At 37.5% G+C, this 18,010-nt stretch carries 18 protein-coding genes; 1 reads left to right on the top strand and 17 read right to left on the bottom strand.

Features of this window, described 5'->3' with window-relative positions:
- Positions 1–3: 3 nt before the first annotated feature.
- The 16 genes from ACFVT8_RS13245 to prsW all read right to left on the bottom strand — a co-directional run bounded on the left by ACFVT8_RS13245 (position 4) and on the right by prsW (position 15,096).
- Positions 4–708 (bottom strand): demethylmenaquinone methyltransferase, encoded by a 705-nt coding sequence (locus ACFVT8_RS13245; protein ID WP_387080829.1) that lies wholly within the window; start codon positions 706–708, stop codon positions 4–6.
- A gap of 15 nt (positions 709–723) precedes the next feature.
- Positions 724–1,491 carry a heptaprenyl diphosphate synthase component 1 gene (locus tag ACFVT8_RS13240; RefSeq protein WP_387080827.1) on the bottom strand — a complete coding sequence of 256 codons (768 nt, stop codon included), beginning with the start codon at positions 1,489–1,491 and terminating at the stop codon, positions 724–726.
- Between the two features lie 253 nt (positions 1,492–1,744).
- On the bottom strand, positions 1,745–1,963 hold the full coding sequence (mtrB, locus tag ACFVT8_RS13235) for a trp RNA-binding attenuation protein MtrB (RefSeq protein ID WP_049666799.1): 219 nt from the start codon (positions 1,961–1,963) through the stop codon (positions 1,745–1,747).
- 63 nt (positions 1,964–2,026) lie between these two features.
- A complete protein-coding gene (gene folE, locus ACFVT8_RS13230) occupies positions 2,027–2,596 on the bottom strand; it encodes a GTP cyclohydrolase I FolE (protein WP_387080824.1) in 570 nt (189 codons plus the stop codon).
- A gap of 448 nt (positions 2,597–3,044) precedes the next feature.
- Positions 3,045–3,317, bottom strand: a complete 273-nt coding sequence (locus tag ACFVT8_RS13225) for an HU family DNA-binding protein (RefSeq protein WP_004232618.1) — start codon at positions 3,315–3,317, stop codon at positions 3,045–3,047.
- 199 nt (positions 3,318–3,516) lie between these two features.
- Positions 3,517–4,995, bottom strand: coding sequence for a stage IV sporulation protein A (spoIVA, locus tag ACFVT8_RS13220; RefSeq protein ID WP_387080821.1), 1,479 nt, complete (start codon positions 4,993–4,995; stop codon positions 3,517–3,519).
- 91 nt (positions 4,996–5,086) lie between these two features.
- On the bottom strand, positions 5,087–5,878 hold the full coding sequence (locus tag ACFVT8_RS13215) for a hypothetical protein (protein ID WP_387080819.1): 792 nt from the start codon (positions 5,876–5,878) through the stop codon (positions 5,087–5,089).
- A 21-nt stretch (positions 5,879–5,899) separates the two neighbouring features.
- The gene (locus ACFVT8_RS13210; protein WP_387080816.1) at positions 5,900–6,112 is read right to left on the bottom strand and encodes a DUF2768 domain-containing protein; all 213 of its coding nucleotides are present in this window, start codon (positions 6,110–6,112) and stop codon (positions 5,900–5,902) included.
- A gap of 435 nt (positions 6,113–6,547) precedes the next feature.
- Entirely contained in the window at positions 6,548–7,564 is a 1,017-nt protein-coding gene (locus ACFVT8_RS13205; RefSeq protein WP_387080813.1) for an NAD(P)H-dependent glycerol-3-phosphate dehydrogenase, read from the bottom strand.
- Between the two features lie 177 nt (positions 7,565–7,741).
- Positions 7,742–9,052, bottom strand: a complete 1,311-nt coding sequence (gene der, locus ACFVT8_RS13200) for a ribosome biogenesis GTPase Der (protein WP_387080810.1) — start codon at positions 9,050–9,052, stop codon at positions 7,742–7,744.
- A 235-nt stretch (positions 9,053–9,287) separates the two neighbouring features.
- The gene (gene rpsA, locus ACFVT8_RS13195) at positions 9,288–10,424 is read right to left on the bottom strand and encodes a 30S ribosomal protein S1 (protein ID WP_387080808.1); all 1,137 of its coding nucleotides are present in this window, start codon (positions 10,422–10,424) and stop codon (positions 9,288–9,290) included.
- 102 nt (positions 10,425–10,526) lie between these two features.
- The gene (cmk, locus tag ACFVT8_RS13190; protein ID WP_387081513.1) at positions 10,527–11,201 is read right to left on the bottom strand and encodes a (d)CMP kinase; all 675 of its coding nucleotides are present in this window, start codon (positions 11,199–11,201) and stop codon (positions 10,527–10,529) included.
- A 260-nt stretch (positions 11,202–11,461) separates the two neighbouring features.
- Entirely contained in the window at positions 11,462–12,121 is a 660-nt protein-coding gene (locus ACFVT8_RS13185; protein ID WP_387080805.1) for a flagellar brake protein, read from the bottom strand.
- A gap of 84 nt (positions 12,122–12,205) precedes the next feature.
- Positions 12,206–13,489: a PepSY1/2 domain-containing protein gene (locus ACFVT8_RS13180; RefSeq protein ID WP_387080802.1), complete on the bottom strand. Its 1,284-nt coding sequence runs from the start codon at positions 13,487–13,489 to the stop codon at positions 12,206–12,208.
- A gap of 15 nt (positions 13,490–13,504) precedes the next feature.
- Positions 13,505–14,326: a spore cortex-lytic enzyme gene (gene sleB / locus ACFVT8_RS13175; protein WP_387080800.1), complete on the bottom strand. Its 822-nt coding sequence runs from the start codon at positions 14,324–14,326 to the stop codon at positions 13,505–13,507.
- A gap of 95 nt (positions 14,327–14,421) precedes the next feature.
- Positions 14,422–15,096, bottom strand: coding sequence for a glutamic-type intramembrane protease PrsW (gene prsW / locus ACFVT8_RS13170; RefSeq protein WP_132359285.1), 675 nt, complete (start codon positions 15,094–15,096; stop codon positions 14,422–14,424).
- Positions 15,097–15,470: 374 nt separating this feature from the next.
- On the opposite strand from prsW, the gene ACFVT8_RS13165 reads away from it, so the two are divergent.
- A complete protein-coding gene (locus tag ACFVT8_RS13165; protein ID WP_387080795.1) occupies positions 15,471–16,439 on the top strand; it encodes an asparaginase in 969 nt (322 codons plus the stop codon).
- Between the two features lie 28 nt (positions 16,440–16,467).
- Here the strand turns inward: ACFVT8_RS13165 and ACFVT8_RS13160 are convergent, their stop codons facing one another.
- Complete coding sequence (locus ACFVT8_RS13160) at positions 16,468–18,009, bottom strand: aminotransferase class V-fold PLP-dependent enzyme (protein WP_387080792.1); 1,542 nt, start codon at positions 18,007–18,009, stop codon at positions 16,468–16,470.
- Position 18,010 lies beyond the last annotated feature (1 nt).

Here is an 18,010-nt window from a genome sequence, read left to right as displayed (position 1 = left end):
CCATTAACGTACTTTTTTAAAGCCCATATGCATTGCCGCAGCACCGCCACTGTATGCTTTATACGTTACTTTTTCTAAACCTGCCTGCTCAAACAATGCCGCTAACTTCTTCATACCTGGGAAATCATTTGCTGATTCCTGTAGCCAAGAATATTCTTTATAGCTTTTCGCAAATATTTTACCAAATACCGGCATTATATATTTAAAATAAAAACGGAATAGTTGTCGATAGCCTGGAATTTCAGATTGAGATGTTTCTAAACAAACAACCGTTCCCCCTGGTTTTACAACACGATTCATTTCCTTTAAAACTTGTAAATAATCTGGTACATTGCGAAGCCCAAAACCAATTGTTACATAATCAAAAGTATTGTCTGGGAACGGTAACTCCATAGCATTTCCATGTATTAGTTCAATTTGTGGGTATGGCTTTACCTTTTCCTCACCGACCTTCAGCATGTTTTTACTGAAGTCTACCCCTTTTACTTCTCCGCCTTCACCAACTGCCTCGGCTAATGCAATTGTCCAATCTGCCGTGCCACAGCAAACATCCAGTGCCTTCGCTCCTGGTTTTACTGCCATGTGCTTCATCGTATCATTGCGCCAACCTACATGCATTTGGAAACTAATAACACCATTCATTTTGTCATAGTTTTCCGAAATACTTTCAAATACTTCGTGCACGTGCTCTTCTTTCGTTTTAGCCATTTTGAAAAACCTCTCTTATCCATTAGTAGAAGCAATGGATGCCTCTACACGTGCTTGTAGAGCTTGTTTTACATCACTTTGTAAAAACGATGCATCTTCTATCACCTGTAACAGCTCTGTTTTTAATTGCACAATTTTGTCCTGTATGACGTTGCCATAGATTGCTCCTGCATACCTCGCACTTTCTTCAAGAACCCTACTCATTAAAGATACTTGTCCACGTTGATATGTCGCCAATTCTCTTTCTAAACGTAAGATTAATAAGCTCTTCTCCATAATTGGAATATAATCACTAAATGAATAAAGCTCAAAAAACTTTGAGATTAATCCTGATTCAATGGTAGCTATTGATGCAAACCATTGTTCGATTGATCGTTTTTCTGCCTCATATACTTTAATTTGGTGTTCACAACGTGCAGCAATTCCTTGTGACAAATTTCTAATCAATGCGACATTCCCCGACATCGCTAAAATCTCATAATAACGGCCACTATAAAAGTCTCCAGCTAAAACAGTTAGCTGCTGCTCTTTTGATGTGGCATCTAATTCTTTAATATGATCGTGCGCCGCTAAGGCTGCGTGCACAATTCCAACAGTGATTGTAGCTTCTCTTTCCTCTTGTTGCCACTCTGCCCCATTAAAAAAAGGAACTAACAAGTAAAATAATTGATTTTCATCGAGCACAGGCAATCCTGTGTATTTTTGCAAAGTTCTATGACGAACATCCATGAAAATCTCTGTTTTTAATTGTGCAATTGAATTTTGAATGTATGTTGCATTCATAGACCTTACTCCATTTCACTTTCGAATACGTTAGACACTTCATGACCTAACGCTTGCTTACTGAGTCATTATAGCATACGCGACGATTCAGAATAAAAAATTTTTGCTTTATTCAACATGATAGGCAGAAGAGTTTCCCCGCTAAAAAACGGAAGAAATCCAACTGCCTTTAAAATCATAAACTAAGTTTTACACATCTAGTCGATTTATATGTGCCCTCACTAATTTGCATCGACACGAAACCATATTCTGATTACTTTTTAGCTTCGCTATTTATAACACCATGAGCTGTATGAATCTGTGCTTTCCCACGAATTTTCATGGCTGATGTATGTTCGGTAAATTGAGCAATCATAACTTCGCCTGCATCTAATTTTTCAGAATGATGGAACTTTGTATCTGTACCTCGTGTTAAACCGATTACATGTACGCCATCTTCCTCTGCTTGAATAACAATATAATCTTGCGCCATTGTCTGTACACTCCTTAAATCCGACAAATTCTTAGTCCATCATAACATAATTAAACATGCAATTTAAGACATTTGAATAAATGATAAAACTTCTCTGCGTTTTACTTCATCTTCTTCGTAAATACCACGTGCAACCGATGTCACAGTTTTAGATCCTGGCTTCTTAAGCCCTCGCATAGTCATGCACATATGCTCCGCCTCTATCACTACATAAACACCTTTCGGAGAGAGCATTTCCATAATTGTCTCTGCCACTGAAGAAGTAATGCGTTCTTGTAATTGTGGACGACGAGCAATGGTTTCTACTGCACGTCCTAATTTGCTTAGTCCAGCAACAATGCCATCGTTTGGTATGTATGCGACATGAGCTTTCCCATAAAAAGGAACTAAATGGTGCTCACACATCGAATAAAACGGAATATCCTTTACAAGCACTAATTCCTCATGGTCTTCATGAAACACTGTTTTAAAATAATCTTTTGCGTCTTCATGTAAGCCACTAAACATTTCCGCATACATTTTTGCTACACGTTTCGGGGTATCGAGTAAACCTTCACGATCTACATCTTCTCCTACCGCCTCTAAAATCATTTTTACCGCTTCTTCTATTTTCAATAAATCAACATTCGACATCCGTAAAAACCCTCCTGCGTATCAATACATTACACATTTCCTTATGCATCGTAGCATATCCAAATGGTAAGCGCAAAACGACTTACTTGATTCAAAAGAAATTTTACGCTATATGAGCAATATAGCCACTTAACGCTCTCTAATTAGGAGCATATTTTATAAATTGTGGCTCATTGCTATAACGTATGCTTGAATTCCGTTCCGACTGGGCGCTCTCCTAGGAACCAACTTTTAGTGATGGTTCTCAATTGATATGCTATCTACATTGCTTATGTTTATTACATCTTTCTATGTACCAATATCTTAATTAGCTATGTGCACTACTTTTCGTAGTGATATTCAATCATACCTCGGCATAATTGCGTCCGAATTCGCTGTAATAAGTTAAAAAGAGCAGCCTCCATGTTCATTTACATGAAGACTGCCCTATGTAACTACTAGACGTGTATTATTTTACAGCATCTTTAAGCGCTTTACCTGGTTTGAAAGCAGGTACCTTGCTAGCAGCGATTTCGATTTCTTTACCAGTTTGTGGGTTACGACCTTTACGAGCCGCACGTTCACGTACTTCAAAGTTACCAAAACCAATTAATTGTACTTTGTCACCCTTTGCAAGAGCATCTTGAATTGTATCAAATACAGCTTCAACTGCTTTAGAAGCGTCTTTTTTAGAAAGACCTGCAGCTTCAGCAACAGAGTTTACTAATTCTGTTTTATTCACACCATTCACCTCCTCTCAAAGGGTCATGAACCAATTCTGTAAAAAGATTAACACATAGAAAACCGCTACGCAACTGTATTCATTCATGATTATAACCAAAAAATACGTTTTTCACCCAAAAAACAAAAATAACAGGACTTTTCGCATAAGAACGAATAGCCCTGTGATAATTTTTTGCGCTTTATTTTTCATTTTTTCACTACAAAATAAATGTTACTAATCCTCTATCACCTTCATTCACCATACGTTCAATTGTTTGTCGCATCCGTTTTTTGGCCGTAGATGGAACAGCATCCATTTTATAGCGTATTCCTTCTTTTAACACTTCATGTAGCGGAGTTCCAAAAAGTTGTGTATTCCATAAAGCGTCACGATCATGTAAATAAGCATGATTTAAATCCTTAAGCAATTGTTGACTATGGAATTCAGAGCCAATCAGTGGCGCAAATTCTGATTCCATATCTACACGAATAATATGATACGACGGCGCTTTTGCCTTCATACGCACACCATAAAAATTATTTTGTTTTATAAGCTCTGGTGCCGTTGGCTCAAATTCTTGCATCATCGGCAATGTTACACCATAGCCAGTCGAATCTGCTTGACTAATAGCAGTTTTAAAGCGTTTTTGTGCCTCTTTTGCTTCTGCTGCCTCTTTAATAAAGAGTAGCCAATCTCGCTTCGTCTCAATCGGCTCATCTAGCCATTCATTGCAAACCGACTTATAGAGCTCACCTTGTAATGACACTCGAATGACTGCTGTCCCAACACCAGCATCCACATGCACCACTTCACTCTGGTCAATAAAATCAATGGCTTTAAAGGCATCTGACGCCTGCTGTACATCTCTAATTTTCATAACAGATGACAACACTTCTTCCATCGAATCAATTAATGCAACATTCAATGGGTGTGTTGCATCTAAAACATCTAACCAATCTGGTTTTTCCACCTCAATTGTTCGAATTGGAAATTCAAATAATGCTTCTTGCAAAATATACTGAATATCAGATGCACGCATTTGATCAATTGAAGTAGCAATTACTGGAACATTATAGCGCTCAAACAACTCATTTCGAAGCTGTACCGTTTCCTCTCGCGCTGGCATTTGGCAATTTAATACAATAACAAAAGGTTTTCCAATATCCATTAATTGCTCTACAATTTCCTCTTCAGCCTTCTCTGCCGCACGACGACTTATGCCATTTACCGTGCCATCTGTTGTTACAACAATTCCAATATTGGCATGGTCACGAATAACTTTATCTGTGCCTATTTTCGCCGCTTCTTGGAAAGGGATAGGCTCTGTATGCCAAGGTGTATGCACATATTTCGGCCCATTTTCATCCTCATAGCCTTTTGTACCTTCAATGATATAACCAACACAATCTGCTAAACGGATTTGGAACGTCATTTCATCATCACCGACGGCAATACGTGTTGCTTGGGCAGGCACAAACTTCGGCTCAGCAGTCATAATGACTGGCCCCGGCGAGCTTTGTGGCAACTCGTCTTGTGCACGCATTCTTTCTGTATCATCCACAATATTTGGTAACACGACCGATTCCATAACCTTTTTTACAAATGTTGATTTACCTACACGTACTGGACCGACAACACCAATATAAACATCGCCATTTGTGCGCTCTGCAATTTCTCTAAATACTGCTTCACTCAAGGTTTCTGCCTCCTTTATCTACGCTTTTTCACTATATGCGTGCGGATAGATAAATATGAAAAGCCCCTCACAAATGTAAGGAGCTTATTGTCTAATCTTTTTTAGTTTTGGATTCAGATTCTTGAATTGCTTTTTCTCTAGCTTTTTCTCTAGCTTTTTTTGCATCACTATTATAGGCGTCCATAAAATAAATTGGCTCACCTTTTTCATCTACTGTATATGGTATAGAATAAGCTGGTACTACTGGATATTTATCAACAAGTAGCTGACGAATATCATCTCCTGGCTTCACATTAGGCTTGTCTTCCTTTAGTAGTTGACCTAAATCGATTGAATAGTCCACATGCATTTCGCCATCGCCTGTCATAAATATTGGTAATTCGGTACCAGAATAGGGGCTTTTCACAGTTACATCTTTTTTATAGCCCAATTCTTCAAAGTTAATTTGATATACATTATCTGAAGTTGCATCCTTTATCGGTAAATATTGGGTAGAAAGTTTACGAATATTAATTTCTCGAATTCGTTCTGCTGCATTTAAATCTACCAATTTTACTTTAGCTTCATTCTCAGGATCCCAAATAATATACTGGAAAATCCCACCCTTTTCATAAGCGTTCCCCGGTATTTGTGCAATATATTTAGGCATTAGTTTTTCAAAATCAATTAAATATTTTATATATATATCTGTATCTAGCTCGCTATTTTTAATTGGAACTAGTCCACCAGTTGCTTCACGGTATTCATCAACCGCACGCTGAACCGCAGCTAATTGGTCAGCATCAGGCACTAATTTCGCCCTTTTTTCGTCTTCTGGATAAGCACAACCTACTAGAAGTACAGCGGTTACAATTACCAAAAGAAAAGCACTTAGTTTTTTCATGTCACTTCCACCTCATCATTTTTATGCTGGCCATGTGGCTACAATTAGTACCATTAAAAATGTGCCTAGCCCAAATAGTATGTATGCAATTAAATTTACGATTGTACGTAAAAAAACGTTCGAAACCTTATTACGAGCTAAATAAATTAAACCAACAGATATAATCATAAAGCCGATACAATAAAATGATACCCACATTACATCAAGCGATGGCAAATGTGCTAACGGACCCATTCAAGACAACCACCTTTCTTTAACGTCACGAAACAATCAAAGTCTATTATACTATGTGCTTTCGCTAAAAAGAAATAGTTGTCCAATAACTATCAATCAATTATGCCTCGGCATAATTGCGTCCGGAATCGGCTTTGTGCTTACTCCTTTCCGATTCCGTGACATCCGCCGGAGGCTTTAACTTCTTTCGGCAGGTGTTTGGACACCCGCTGAAAAAGTAGCTTAAAACCGCTTCATCACAACATCTATAGAGATAGGAGACTTCTGCTGAAAGAAGTTATGGACAACCTTTGTAATTTATATTGTTTATTTAACTAAAAACACACAATAAGGCGTCTCAGCTATATTCTGAGACACCTTATTTATGTCCATTTTATGACAAATTTTATAGATCAGGTATAATGATTACCTATTTTACTCTACAAATTTATATTATCAATACATCATGTCATCGATTTCTCGTTTTTTCATACGCATCATTAATGCATCAACTGCTACTTTCGGTTCTATATCACTAAATAGAACACTATAAAGCTCAGTTGTTATTGGCATAGCAACGTCATGTTTCTCTGCTAATTGATAGGCAGCTTTTGTTGTGCGTACCCCTTCAACAACCATGCCCATTTGTTCGAGTACCTCTGGCAGTTTCATTCCTTGTCCCAGTAAATTACCCGCGCGCCAATTACGAGAGTGAACACTTGTACATGTAACAATTAAGTCCCCCATGCCTGTAAGTCCTGAGAATGTAAATGGATTTCCCCCCATTTTAACACCCAAACGTGAAATTTCAGCCAACCCTCGAGTAATAAGCGCAGCTTTGGCATTATCACCATAATTTAAGCCGTCTGAAATACCCGCAGCTAATGCGATTACGTTTTTTAATGCGCCGCCTATTTCTACGCCTATCACATCTTTGTTTGTGTAGACACGGAAAAATTGGTTCATAAATAAATCCTGCACTTTTTCTGCAGCTTCAATGTTTGCACAAGCTGCTGTAACAGTTGTCGGGTGGTGTAAGACTACTTCCTCCGCATGACTTGGACCTGAAAGTACAACAACTTCTTCCACAAATTCAGATGGTAAACTTTCTACTAAAATTTCTGAAATTCGTTTTAACGTATCTGGTTCTATTCCTTTCGATACATGAACAAACAGTACTTTTTTATCGAGTGTTGCTATCATTTTTTCACATACTTCTCGAATAGCCTTAGTAGGCACTGCTACGACAATTGTCTCAGAATGAGCAACTGCCTTAGCAATATCGCTTGTCGCATACAAATTTGTCGGTAGTACCGTTTCAGGTAAATACTTCCTATTAGTATGCAAGTTGTTAATTTCTTCAGCTTGATCCGTTCGATGAGTCCATAGAAGTGTATCATGCCCATTTTCTGCAAGCACCATCGCAAGCGCTGAACCCCATGAGCCTGCCCCTAACACACAAACTTTTTCCATTCAAAAACCTCCCTTGTATAGAAAAGAACAAAAAAATGCTTGAGAAAGGCTTACAAAAGTAAAGCTTTCAAAGCAATCTTATTAGTAGTCATTAGAAAAATTACTCTTTCCTCTCTTGTAAAAAGACGCCACCCAACAATAGTTGTCGGGTTGGCGTATTGTATGTGTATATTTTTCCTAAGCACGAGCACGGGAAATTAAACGAATTGGCGTTCCTTCAAAATCAAATGTTTCTCGAATACGATTTTCTAAAAATCGTTCATAAGAGAAATGCATTAGCTCTGGCTCATTGACAAACACCACAAAAGTTGGTGGCTGTATTGCAACTTGGGTAGCATAGTAGATGCGAAGACGGCGGCCTTTATCAGCTGGTGCTGGATTACGTGCCACTGCATCCTCAATCACTTCATTAAGGATAGATGATTGAATACGCATTGAGTGGTTTTCACTCACACGTTGTACAATCGGTAAAATTTGATGTACACGCTGTTTTGTATTGGCTGATACAAAAATAATTGGAGCATAGTCTAAGAATAAGAAATGCTCACGAATTTGCTGTGTAAAGACGTTCATTGTTTTTTCGTCTTTTTCAACAGCATCCCATTTATTCACAACGATAACAATAGCTTTTCCAGCTTCATGTGCATAGCCTGCAATTTTTTTATCTTGTTCTTGAATGCCTTCTTCTGCATTTAGAACAACTAAAACAACATCAGAGCGTTCAATTGCACGTAACGCACGTAAAACAGAATACTTCTCTGTAGTTTCGTATACTTTCCCTTTTTTACGCATACCTGCAGTATCAATAATGACATATTCCTGACCATCATACTCATATGGCGTGTCAATCGCATCTCGAGTAGTACCTGCGATATTACTAACAATAACGCGATCTTGGCCTAAAAAAGCATTTACCAATGAAGATTTCCCAACGTTTGGACGACCGATTAACGAGAATTTAATAACCTCGTCACCATATTGATCTTCATCTTCCTTAGGGAAATGTTCTGCACATTCATCCAATAAATCCCCTAAGCCTAAGCCGTGAGAACCAGAAATTGGCCAAGGTTCACCAAAGCCAAGCGCATAGAAATCATAAATCATCTCGCGCATATCCGGGTTATCAATTTTATTTACTGCTAAAACGACCGGTTTTTTTGTTTTGTATAAAATTTTAGCAACTTGCTCATCAGCAGCTGTTACACCTTCACGACCATTTGTCATAAAGATTATAACGTCCGCTTCATCAATGGCAATTTCTGCTTGTTGACGAATTTGCTCTAAGAACGGCTCGTCCCCAATCTCAATACCACCTGTATCAATAATATTAAAATCATGTGTTAACCACTCTGCCGAACTATAAATACGGTCGCGTGTAACTCCTGGAATATCTTCCACAATTGATACACGTTCTCCAACGATACGATTAAAAATCGTCGACTTACCTACGTTCGGACGACCTACGATGGCTACTACTGGTTTCGTCATCTGTACTTCATCCTTCCAACTACTTCTTGTCTTTCGCTATTATACACGAAAAATGCCATTATATCATATCATATCCATAAAAGAGCGCGCTATGTACGGTTCTATTCATTTCTCTGGGAATTTTTTCATCGTTACCTCTTCAATTCAGTGATTCGATGTGGTTTTCTATCCAACCCTTTAATCCGTTTCCTCCATAAAAAAGCGAGGACACAAACTGTATCCTCGCTTGTCTAGTTTATTTAAAATTTTTCAGTTTATCGCCAATGACATCACCGAAAGAGAAACCTGTGTTTTCTTCTGGTAATTCATAGTCGATTACTTCCTCTGCCTCAGGATTTTCAAGTAAATCCTTAATGCTTAATGCCAAGCGACCATCTTCAGCATTTACATCAAGCACTTTCACCTGTACCTCTTGTCCTTCTTTTAGCGCTTCATGTGGCGTGTTAATATGCTTATGCGCGATTTGTGAAATATGCACTAAACCTTCTACACCTGGGAAAACTTCCACAAATGCTCCGAATGAAGTAAGTCGTTTTACTTTGCCATCTAGCACTGTACCTTTCGCTGCACGCTCTTCGATGTTTGACCAAGGTCCAGGAATCGTTTCCTTAATGGATAGGGAAATACGCTCATTTTCTAGGTCTACAGAAAGGACTTTCACCTTCACCTCTTGTCCTTCTGATAAAACCTCGCTTACATCGCTCACATGCTCATGAGATACTTGTGAGATATGCACAAGGCCATCAATACCGCCAAGGTCAATAAATGCACCAAATGATGCGATACGCTGTACTTTACCGTCTAAAACATCACCAGTTTTAATTTGATTAATGACATTTTTCTTTTGAGAAGCTTTTTCAGATTCCACCACAGCACGGTGTGATAAAATTAGGCGATTTTTTTCTTTATCAAGCTCTACAATTTTAAAGCTAAGAGATTTGCCTTTATAGTCTTCAAAATCATCAACAAAGTAGTCTTCTACTAGGGACGCTGGAACGAAGCCACGTACTCCCAAATCTACGACAAGACCACCTTTAACAATATCTTTTACTTCCGCTTCGAAAATTTCCTCAGCGTTGAATTGTTGCTCAAGAGTATCCCATGCTTTTAAAGCATCTACTTTACGTTTTGATAATACATAGTTTCCTTCTTCAACTTTTGTAATCATCAACTCTAACTCATCTCCAACAGAGATTACGTCAGACGCTTTTTCAATGTGTAAGCTTGATAATTCACTTATTGGCACAATACCGTCAAACGGTGCACCTGGAATTGAAACAGTTACCGCTTTTTCATCAACCTGCTCAGCAATACCTTTGACGATATCACCTTCGTTAAACGTTTGTTCTGCATAGTTCATTTCTTCAGACATATGTAACCCTCCTTCGCATCTTCCCTTACTATTTTATTCGAAATTGAAGACAAAGACAAAAATAAATCCTTTAAATTCAAAAAATGTCTGAAATTTTTGGATTTACACCATTTTTTCTTGCGCTAATTTTAAAATGGCCTGTGCTGCTTCATCAATTGACAATGCCGTCGTGTCTAAAAAAATGGCATCTTCTGCTTGAATTAGTGGCGATGCTTCACGCTCGCTATCCATTTTATCCCTCAGGGCAATCTCTTCTTGAAGCTTTTCAACGGAAGATTCAATTCCTCGTTTTTGATTGTCAATAAAGCGACGTCTTGCTCTCTCTTCTACAGTTGCAGACATAAAGACTTTTAATTCTGCATTCTTTAATACATGCGTAGCAATATCACGACCATCCATAACAACACCACCATTATCCGCAAGCTTTTGTTGCTGCGATACTAATAGTTCACGTATTTTAGCATGAGCAGCTACTTGTGAAACAGATGAAGTTACCTCATTTGATCGAATTTCTGCCGACACATTCTTCCCGTCTAAAAAGACAAGCTGTCCTTCAGAAGAAGGCTTTAATTCAATTGTGCTAGATGCTAGCATTTCTGCTAATTTTGTTTCATCATCTAAATGTATGTTTTGTTGCATTGCTTTATACGTCACAGCACGATACATAGCACCTGTGTCGATATAAGTAAATCCAAGTGCCTCTGCAACAATTTTCGCGATTGTGCTTTTTCCGGCACCAGCTGGTCCATCAATCGCAATTTGAATGTTTTTCTTCATATTCTCCCTACTTTCTATCACACCATATTGTATCATAAAAAAGCCCTCTTCAAGGAGAGGGCTTTCTTAAATCAAATTACTTATCAATTTGAAGCTGTATAAACTCCTTGCGAAAATTCATGAAAATTTTCCACTCATCAATAGAGGTTGGGAAGACCAATCAATTATGCCTCGGCATAATACCGTTACATCCACCTGAGGCTAATTTCTTTCAGCGGGGTATTTAGACACCCGCTGAAAGAAGTTAATAAGTGTAAAAATCAAGCATCAAAAGGATTTATTTCTTTACGGCGATTCACTAACTGACGTTCAAAACAGAAACGAACAATATGCTGTTGGTCTACATCATCAGTGTCTGTTAATTGTATAGTTGCAATTTTTTTGTCATCTTTTTCGAATATACGTACAACCGTCGCAACAGTGTTCACGTATTTTACATCCCCATTGGCAAATGGTAAAACGATTGTTAACTGAACCTCATCATCATCTTGGAAAGCAGTTTCCCCTTTTAAGGTAACTGCCAAACCACCTGCGCTAATATCCGATGTTACTAGCTGATATTTGTAATCCTTAAACTGTATCGCTACATCTACAGGCGTTTCCACACGTACATATTCACGACGTTGAATTTTGATAAAGTCATCTGCGTTTGGACAATGCATCATAATCATAGGTATATTACCAGCTTTACGTCCAATCACTTCAGTATTGAAAGCAAATGATAGTTTATCCTCTGTGCGAAAAGTTGCTCTAAATTCAGAACCATCAATTAAAAAAGCTGTTTTCTTTGTGGCAATATTTATTGGATAATCGATGTAAATAATATTTTCTTTTTGTTCTACAACTTTACAGCGGAATTTTTCAACACGCTCTGTATAAGTTGGTTCAAGTTCTAATTGTGTACCAATTTTTATTTCCATGAGCATCTCCCCGAACACAAATATAAATTTATTATCGCACGAGATGCCCATTTTGGCTATATGAACTGGTAGTTTTTTCTTAGATTAAGTTAAATATTCCACTTTTAAAACATTGTGATTTTCAGCGTCAATAACAATTCTAAATGTTTCTTGCGCATTTTTATCACGGACCGCAATTACTTCATAACAAAGACGTTGTTCGAATTGGCCGTTATCTGTATAAATATTTCTTACTTCTTCTACTTTCACATCGTCATCGAAGAAAGTTTTCCAATCAATTGGTTTTGCAGTTTGTGGTTTAATCGTCTCTGCCTGAATATATTCCATCGCATTTGCACCAAGTAACTCACCTGTATCCTTGGCAAGCTTTAATTGCACCCCATCTGCATATATCAATGCATTATCGCCAGGGTGAACTCGTGCAAATGTCACATGCCATGCTTGATGATTTTCACGAGATTCCACAAATGCAACATCATTCATGCCAAGTAGTTTTACATATTCTTCAGCTTTTTTCATAATTTCATCTTGTGATAGCCTTGCTTCATCTACTGGACGTTCCACTAAATAGGATATTAAATGCCCACCCTTTTCTGTAAGATCGACATATCCTAAACGAATACCTTGATGGAATTGGATATGATAAAACGGATATGATGCAGTATCGTTACTTTTCGTAACAGTAAATGTTGCATCTTTTATGATAGGGAATAAATGTTTTACTTTTTCCAATGCTTCTTTTTCAGTAATAGCTGAATCTTGTAATGCTTTAAGATCTATCTTTTTCTGCCAATCAGATTCACTTAATGTAAGTGGGAAGTCTTTTTCACTGTAATCCTTTAATGTCTTTTGTACATTATCAAATGTTGTATTTGGGTTCTTAGTATCTACTTGTCTTAACCAGACATCCATCTTACCGTTGTTTTTATAAAAATCTACTGTTGCAGCTGACCATTCATCTGAAAGCGATTGTAAATTAGAGGAAATTTGCGGCATTTTTTCTCGCCAAGCTTTATAATCACCAGTTTTAGATGTTTTCTTTGCCTCATCTCCTAGGCGCCCTAAGTAACTTAACCAGTCGTTCGACATTTCCTGTCCAATAGGAATATTCGACATAGAAGTTCGAACGTCAGAGCTTAATCGCCAAACAGAATCTAACTCACTGTGAATGGCATCGTCATCTCGAAACAATAGAGATTGTGAAACAGCTCTTTGTAGATGTGATAATTTCTCAGATGCATCCGTTAAATTATCCGTGTACTGAGCTAGAACAGTACGTTGTAAACTTACATTTTTTCCGTGCACATTAATGCTATATGCACCTAAACCAATAACTGCTGCAGTGAGTATAACGAGCATAGTTCTCATTTTTTTCCTCCTTTCTTATGAACAGAAAATGTGTTCTCCAATTCGTTTAATTTGAGGTCGAGACCAAATCCACTTACTTGTTGCTGTTTTCGGATTAAAATAATAAAGTGCATTTTCTGAAGGATCCCATCCATTCATTGCATCAAGAACTGCTTCTTTTGCACGTTCATTTGGTTCAAGCCAAATTTGCCCATCTGCCACTGCAGTAAATGCTAGTGGTTGGAAAATAATCCCTGAAATAGTATTTGGGAATTCAGGACTTTCTAAACGATTTAAAATAACAGCTGCTACTGCCACTTGACCTTCATATGGTTCTCCCCTTGCTTCACCATAAACCGCATTCGCCATTAACTGTACATCTCTGTCAGTATACTTTGGAGGTACTTGAGTTTTAGTTCCATTATTATTACTACTACCACTACTTTTACCTCCACCACCGCCGCCGCCAGTGTTTGTTTTCACTTGCTGTTCAAGTGGCATACCACCATAATAGGTAAATTGATTTCCTGCATTTAATTGCGCTTTTACCCATCCTTCATCATAATCTGAATAACCTGATAAAGTTTTTTTAGTTTTAGAACCGGCTATTCCATCTACTGGTAAACCATATTTCTCTTGGAAAATTCGTAAAGCCCAATATGTGTTATAGCCAAATTTGCCATCAATTTTACTTTTATAAAACCCTAAGTATTGTAGCCTTGCCTGTAGCTCAATTACATCATCTCCATAAGCACCACGAGAAATCTGTTGCTCGGTAAATGCAATGGCGTCATTTTGCGGAATAGCAAATATACTAATCCCCAACATCAAAGCAAAAATTATGCTTACAAAACGCATTATCATCACTCCTTTTTTTCATAGCTTGAAACAAACGACTCATTTTATACATTAAAAAAAGAAAAGCGCAGAAATCTTATTTAGATTTCTACGCTTTATATTTTTTTATGCATATGCAAATGTTGTACTAGATGATAATGAGCAAGCTTGACTTTTCGTAGCCCAAACCACCATAAAAATAGCATAAAAGGTATCATTAAATATACCCAATATCCTTTGAATGATAAAATTGTATTATATAAAATGTGTAATACTACCGGTGCACAAAGCGCCATAGCAATCATTTCTTTCGTCTTTGCAAGCTTTGAAAATTTGGCACGTCCATAATAATAGCCCATTACAACACCGAACAAAGCATGACTTGATACAGGTAATAATGCACGCATAAATGCAGTATTCAAACCGAAAGAAAATAAATAAAGCACATTTTCTATCGTGGCAAAACCAAGAGATATACTTGCACCATACAGTATGCCATCATAAGGATCATCGAATTCTACATGATTGTAAATTGCGATCAAAAGAACAAACCATTTAAAAAACTCTTCAACTACACTAGAAAAAACTACATCTTGTAGATAAAGATAACGAAAGACCCCTTCTTCTGTTAGTACATATTGTAAAAACAAGATTGGGAACGTTAAAAATGCGCCATACAAAAACGTTTGAAGTAAAGTTCTTCTTGGCTCCGTCGCCATCTGATTGCGCAAATAAAAGTAACTAAAAAGCGCTAGACCGGGAGCAATGGCAGCTGATAATAAAATGATCATGATGCCGGCTCCTTTCAAAAATCAATTTCGCCTTGACATAATTATGTTAAGATTTTAAAATTCGTGACATCCTTCTAACGCTTTAGGCCAACATCTTTTCGCGAAAGCGAAGCGGCTACGCAATATTTTTTTGCGCTACAGCGAAGCGTCGGCCACATAATGTTGGTCACCATTGACGTTTTCATAGGATGTAAAATTTTTTAGCCTAAGTTTATCTTTCTGTCGGTTTTTAGAGCATTCGTATATCTCAGGTGGAAAACTTCTGTGACATTGAACTTTCGTTTCCGACAAAAAATATCTATTACACGAAGATAAACTGCTATTATTATACCATGTTATGATATAAAACTTTTTAAAAGGAGATATTATTTTTTATGAAAAAAACAATTTTATTAATTCATACAGGTGGAACAATTTCTATGGCGATGAGTGATGAAGGTGCCGTTATGCCAAACAAAGAAAATCCTCTTATGAAGGAAAGTAGCAAACTTGATGCACTTGCAACAATTATTGAATTGGAGGCTTTTAACCTTCCATCACCACATATTACACCAAAAGAAATGCTTAAATTACGTAATCTTATTATCGATAAAGTTGCAGAGAAGAAAATTGATGGTGTTGTCATCACCCATGGTACTGATACATTAGAAGAAACAGCTTATTTTTTAGAGTTAACGACAGATTTATCAATTCCTATTGTTTTAACGGGTGCAATGCGCTCCTCAAACGAACTTGGTGCAGACGGGATTTATAATTTAGTAGAAGCCGTCCGTGTAGCCGTAGACGAAGAAGCCCGTGAGAAAGGTGTACTTGTTGTCATGAATGACGAGGTTCATCTAGCTGTTAACACTACAAAAACAAGCACTAGTTCAGTCAACACCTTTCAGTCACCTCAATATGGCCCGATCGGACTTATTACAAAATCAAGAATATTGTTTCATCATGCCCCTATCAGCCGTCAATATGTAGAAATTGATGGATTATCAAAACGAGTAGCCATGCTGAAAGTGTATGCTGGCATGGAGGTAGACTTACTTGATGTAGTACTCGCATGTAAATATGATGGCGTTGTGTTAGAAGGCCTTGGACAAGGTAACGTCCCTCCAACAGTTGTTAAAGGTATTGAAAGTCTTTTAGAGCGCGGTATCCCTGTTATACTCGTATCCCGTTGTTTTAATGGTATCGCAGAAGGTGTTTACGGCTATGTTGGCGGTGGCAAAATGCTCGAAGACTTAGGAGCTATATTTGCAACTGGTATTAATGGTCAAAAGGCACGATTAAAATTATTAATTGGGCTCAACAAAGTAGGGACTCCTCTTGATTTAAAAGAATTTTTCATGTAAGGCTAATGTATTCAATGGTCACTTAAGCTTATGCATCTACAATTTGCTTATAATAATTCAAGATATTATGTAAATGATTGATTGCTATCTCAAAATCTGGCTGAATAACCGAGAATTGTATGAAATTTCTTTGACGTAAGTATTGGCTATCTGCATGAACATAATAACCATTTAAATTTAAATCTCTCTGTAGATTTGCCAAAGTCTTAGGAAGTTGTAAAGTGATTAGCATCGGATACTGTCTAGTTGAAACTTGATAGTGCATGAATGGTAGCTGCAGCAATGTTTTAAAGCGTTGTTGTAGCTGTCCATATCTTTCTGGATAGGCTTGTAATGCTTTAGTAACATTTGCAACTAGTACTGCTGGTAACGTAAACGGAATCGCACCTTGCTGGTAATTAGCTAAATCGAGATAGGTAGGTAATGTTGTAGATGGTTTGACAATGTTTTGCGAAAAAACAAAAGCCAAGCCGCTAATTGCACCTATAGCTTTTCCACTCACTGCAGTCGCTAAATAACAATCTTCTAAAGAAAATGGCATTGCTCCGAAAGAGCTAATGCAATCTACACAAAGCTTTATATCGTAACGTTTAGTCAACTGTGATATTTCCTTTAAATCATTACAAGTACCAGTCGACGTTTCCCCATGTACTGCTATAAGCCATTGATAAGATTTCTTTTGTAAATAAGAGTCCAAAATATTTATATCAAACGATTTTCCCCAATCTTGCTCCATTACATCAAAATCCAATGACCATCTCTCTGCTTGCTTTCGTAGACGTTCTCCAAACTCACCATTTGTTAAAATTAGTCCACGCCCTAATTGTTGAGCCTTCAATTGCCCAAGCATAACTTCATTTGGCAATGTCCCAGTTCCTACAATTGTAGCTACATGCTCTGCTCCTGATAATTGAAGCAACTTATTTCTCATTTGCTCAAATAATGATTGAAAACCTAACGAACGATGAGAAAGCTCTGAATACATAAATGGTTCTCTTTGTTTCACTGGACCTGGATAGAAAGTATGACACTCCTTCGCAAGTCTTTGCTGTAAAGACTTTTCAAACTGCTGTCTCGTTAATACCATTGGTAAAAATAAAGCACCCTCTGTCCCTGTAGCAGGTGCAAATTGGGTAAAGCCCATTTGCTTATAAAGCTTCTCTTCACGAGTAGTACCTGAAATAACCGCTGCCGAATAACCTTTTTCGTATGCAAAAGTAGTCAATGCCTGTGTCAATTTCAGCAGTACCCTTCCTGTTCGGTATGCCTTCTTGACGGCAAGCAATCTAATTTCACATAGTTTAGTACTAATCTCTTTTGATAAATACTGCTCAACCTTTCCTATCTTTTCATCGATTAAGAACGGCCTCTGATCTCTAAATGCAAGCATACCTATTAGTTCTATTCCTTTATAAACAACGATATACGTATTTTCATGATGAAAACGGTCAAGTTTTTTCCTTTCAGAGTTTGGTTTATGCTGTGGAATTTCTTCGACAAAGGTTTCATAATTTAATCGTGCAATTTCCTCAAACTCCGCTTCTGAATGCGCAATTTTACACCAATACATA

Source organism: Lysinibacillus sp. NPDC058147, assembly GCF_042884205.1.
Lineage (GTDB): Bacteria > Bacillota > Bacilli > Bacillales_A > Planococcaceae > Lysinibacillus.
Note: the sequence above shows the minus strand (reverse complement) of the source record. Positions and strands in the feature narration are given on the sequence as shown.